Source organism: Methanobrevibacter sp. (assembly GCF_045220775.1).
GTDB lineage: Archaea > Methanobacteriota > Methanobacteria > Methanobacteriales > Methanobacteriaceae > Methanocatella.
Genome location: NZ_JBGUWC010000015.1, coordinates 1 through 2,939, shown reverse-complemented (window position 1 = coordinate 2,939; position 2,939 = coordinate 1). Strand labels below are relative to the sequence as shown.

Here is a 2,939-nt window from a genome sequence, read left to right as displayed (position 1 = left end):
TCATAGATTTTCCAAATCTTCTCGGACGACTCACACAAATATGTTTTTGAGAAGTTTTTATTTTTCTATTGGTAAATGTTATAAGTCCTGTTTTATCCACATATATTTCCGAATTAACTGCCCCCTGAAAGCTTTCGTTGGTCGGATTCAAATAAATTCCCATGTTCATACCTCCCACTGCAACATTTTTCATCACTTCTATATTTATTATAACATAACTTTTCAATAAGACAATACCGAAACAGAGAAATATCGCAGACAGTATCCTGCCATTCCTTTTCTCTCCATAGTCAAACCACCTGTCAAATAATGACAAGTGGTTTTTCATTTGTTACATTTGTTGTAAAATAATAGAATTTTTTTGAAATTTAACTTGACAAGAAAAGTAAATTACGATAATATCTAATCAGAAACTTTTTAAAAAAAATATCCGATTAGATACAAGGTGATTTTATGAAAGAAATAATAGCCACTATGTTAAAAAGTTTGTGTGAAGAAAAAAATAATGGCAATGCTGAATTAACCATACCAAAACAAGCAGAGCAAATGGGCATCCCATATCAAACTTTTAACAAATATATTAAAGGTACTGCTGAATGTTCAGCATCAAATCTTGTTAAAATATCACAATATTATCAAGTGAGCGTGGATTATATTCTTGGTCAGACTAAAGCTAAAACTTTTGATACAGATTTGAGAAGTATCTGTGATACATTAAATTTGAGTGAGGAAGCTGTTAAACAGCTTATTAACCCATGGACATACAAAAATGTAGGATATGTTGTAAGTTATGAAGATCAATATGAAATAGTCGCTGATATTATCGATAAATTGATAAGCCACAATATACTTTTTGAAGTTGCTAAAAAGATGGAGGAAGGACAAACATTCTTTGAAAAATTTATTTCAAATTTAAAGCAAATCAATATCAGTTACGATAATATAGTTACTTCCGTCAAAGAAGCTTCATCATGGATTTGGGGATGGGAACATACAGATGAAGGTTTGAATTATGGCTTATCTAAGTGTTTACCTGAATTCAGAAAAGAATTTTTTAAATCATCATATGATATTTTCGATAATTTAAATACAAAGATAATGCAAATCTGGGTTGCCGATGGTGAAGAAGCACAAAGAAAAAGCATAGATGACTATAATGCTTATTTAAGCAATTTATAATGTAACAAATTTACGAAAGGACTGATTCCCATGTGCTTTTTATTCTGACAAAGAAAAAACACACTGACAAGTTGATACCAACAACAAGTAAGCGTGTTTTGAAGTTATGATTACAACATAACAACCGCAAGTTTAGTATATTATAACTTCTTTTCTTTGTCAATTCGCATATTGTACAAAAATAATTGACAGGGTAATATTACCCGGAAAGGAAATTTTATGACCTCTTTAGATATGAGAGAGAATAAACTCTTTATGAGGAATGGTTTTGATGTAACAGGCAAGTGGGATATTCCTATTATCAAGAAACAGGATATTCCTCTTGATAGTGTGCATCTTATCGCATATTCCGACACAAGACTTAATGACAAACCCGAGAACACCGCTTGTGGAGTTCACTTTTTTATTGACGATTATCGCTTTACAGGCATCTACAATAATCCTGAAAGAAGCATTGAGAAGCTCTCGCAGTATGCTTTTCTGCTTACCCCCGATTATTCAACCTATTCCGATATGAATTACTGGAGACAGCTCGAAAGTGTTGCTCACAGTCATTGGGTAGGTGCATACTGGCAGAGTATGGGGCTGAAAGTGGTTCCTACTATGACATGGAGCGACAGTAGAAGCTACTCTTTCTGCAATGACGGAGTTGAAAAGGGCTGTGTTGTAGCTGTTGGCATGATTGGCTGCAAACATGAGAAAGCACTTTTTCTCCGTGGATATAACAAGATGATCGAAACTGTTGAGCCGAGTGCCATTATCTGCTTGGGTAAACCTTTCAGAGAGATGGACGGTAATATTATTGCCGTAGACTATCGTGCACCAAGAAAGGTGGTACGCTGATATGGGTGGAAGAGGAACTTATGCAGCAGGAAAAAGTGTACCGTATACATATGAAACCATTGGTTTTGTTGATGATGTCAAAGTATTATTTGGAATACCTGGAACCGGTTTACATGATTTGCCTGCCGAATCTCATTCAAGCAATATGTATATCAAGCTTCACAAAGATGGAACTTTAAATATGTTGAGAATTTATGATGATGAACATTTCCTCACTACTGAAATTGCTTACCATCCTGAACCTGATTTAACGGGAAATCACAAACCTGTTTTGCATATACATCATTATGATCGTGATTTTAAAAGAACGACCGCTGATTACTTAGATTACGATACTTTCAAAAAATACGAAAAATATCTTGTAGGAAGAAGGTGGTATAGTGATTGACGGTAGTGCAAGAGAATTTATTAACAAGCTTTATTATGAGGATCACTATGTTGTTTATAAAGACAACAAGTATTTCCTTAACGGTTGCCAAACAAAACACCTTGAAAATGGGACAGACTCAGTAAGGCTTGAAGTGTACAATCTCACAAAAAACTTGACCGTTTTCTCTATAACGAAGTCTACCGCCAATGACTGTGTTGAAGCTTTTCAAGATGCACCTATATGGAGTGGTAAGACCTTTTGGGAAATCGAGAACCAAATGCAATGGGTTGACGAATAAAATTTTTTAGTGTAAAATCAAGTGTTTCAAAAATATATTGGATATAAAAGCCGTGTTTATCTTTGCATGATAACACGGCTTGTTTGTTCATATCCTGCTGCCAAGCTGAGTATTTCGTTTGTCAGTTTCGGTCTTGTTCACGGCAATGAAAATTGCCTGCTTTTGACCGACTATTATCACTTTGCTTTTCGCTCGGGTTACGGCTGTGTACAGCAAATTCCTTTTCAGCATGATGAAGAAACTTTTCAT

General features: G+C 34.6%; 6 protein-coding genes. 4 read left to right on the top strand and 2 right to left on the bottom strand.

Translation table 11 applies throughout. The features are described from left to right. The coding region (locus tag ACJROP_RS00690) for an AAA family ATPase (protein ID WP_406533596.1) at positions 1-163 on the bottom strand (163 nt) is incomplete at its 3' end. Positions 164-453: 290 nt separating this feature from the next. On the opposite strand from ACJROP_RS00690, the gene ACJROP_RS00685 reads away from it, so the two are divergent. The 4 genes from ACJROP_RS00685 to ACJROP_RS00670 all read left to right on the top strand — a co-directional run bounded on the left by ACJROP_RS00685 (position 454) and on the right by ACJROP_RS00670 (position 2,690). Next, positions 454-1,179, top strand: a complete 726-nt coding sequence (locus ACJROP_RS00685) for a helix-turn-helix domain-containing protein (RefSeq protein WP_406533594.1) — start codon at positions 454-456, stop codon at positions 1,177-1,179. A 219-nt stretch (positions 1,180-1,398) separates the two neighbouring features. Continuing rightward, the gene (locus tag ACJROP_RS00680) at positions 1,399-2,022 is read left to right on the top strand and encodes a DUF4417 domain-containing protein (RefSeq protein ID WP_406533593.1); all 624 of its coding nucleotides are present in this window, start codon (positions 1,399-1,401) and stop codon (positions 2,020-2,022) included. Between the two features lies 1 nt (position 2,023). Further along, on the top strand, positions 2,024-2,410 hold the full coding sequence (locus tag ACJROP_RS00675; protein WP_406533592.1) for a hypothetical protein: 387 nt from the start codon (positions 2,024-2,026) through the stop codon (positions 2,408-2,410). Next, positions 2,403-2,690: a hypothetical protein gene (locus ACJROP_RS00670; protein ID WP_406533591.1), complete on the top strand. Its 288-nt coding sequence runs from the start codon at positions 2,403-2,405 to the stop codon at positions 2,688-2,690. The genes ACJROP_RS00675 and ACJROP_RS00670 overlap by 8 nt, the downstream gene beginning before the upstream one ends. An 87-nt stretch (positions 2,691-2,777) precedes the next feature. Here ACJROP_RS00670 and ACJROP_RS00665 read toward each other — a convergent pair whose 3' ends face one another. Continuing rightward, entirely contained in the window at positions 2,778-2,921 is a 144-nt protein-coding gene (locus tag ACJROP_RS00665) for an ATP-binding domain-containing protein (RefSeq protein WP_406533595.1), read from the bottom strand. Positions 2,922-2,939: the final 18 nt, after the last annotated feature.